This window comes from Vibrio sp. 2132-1, assembly GCF_033344315.1.
The window spans coordinates 1-912 of sequence record NZ_JAWPON010000156.1 but is presented as its reverse complement, the minus strand read 5'-3'; the positions used below and the strand labels follow the sequence as shown (position 1 = coordinate 912).

1 protein-coding gene is annotated in these 912 nt (G+C 46.9%); it reads right to left on the bottom strand.

Annotated elements, in window-relative coordinates; translation table 11 throughout:
- On the bottom strand, window positions 1-912 hold a 912-nt coding region (gene malF / locus R8N47_RS24110; protein WP_318185967.1), incomplete at both ends, for a maltose ABC transporter permease MalF.

Here is a 912-nt window from a genome sequence, read left to right as displayed (position 1 = left end):
AAACGCCGGTACCGCATAAGGCAGAATCAGTAGTAGTCGGTAGATTGAACGACCTTTCAACGCTTCCCACTGAACAACACTTGCTAACACTAAGCCGATAACCAATGTGCAGACTACGGTTAGCGCAGAGAAAACAATAGTCCAGATAAAGATGCTGATGAATGGTTCTTTGATGCCATCATCTTTCCACACACGTTCAAAGTTGTGCGTACCGATGTTCACCACGAAACCTGGAGACACGGTGCTGCCAACAAACTGACCGTTTTCATCCACTGGCTGGTAGTAACCCACTTCCATATTTGGACGCAGTGTTTCTTGGGTACGGTTGTTGTAAAGGGTTTCGCCGTCTTCTTGTAACGTGTAGAGCGGAACCACTGCTGCGAACTTACGCAAGCCGCTCATACGGATATCGTCACCGTTCGGAAGATGCAGGTCAACGCTACTTAGCGCAGTGCGGTTCTTCACGATGGTTTTGATTGGCTCTTTATCGCCTGCCGCCTCTGTAATAGGCGCTAGGTCTAAGTCTGTCTCTGAGAAGCCTTGAAGTTGGAAAACAGGAGTTGCTAGTAGCTCGCCATCTTTCTCAACCACAATTTGGTGGCCCTGCTCGGTGTTGTACAAAGTGAATGGATAGCTATCACCACTTTGGTAAGTTCTGTCTAACAGGACGCTCTGAGCACGATCAAATGAGAGTTGGTTTTTCGCGCTGTAGTTAGTAAACGCCAAACCGATGGTATATGCCAAAGGGAAAAGGATGAACAAAATCATCCCTGCAATACCAGGGTAAATGTAACGGTGTGCGTACGTCTTTTTACTACCAAAAATGAACAACGCTAAGGCGGTAAGAATGATCGTAAGTAGTGCAAACGCATTCTCACCGCGAGAATAGATACGGATTGTTGCGTAGCCATT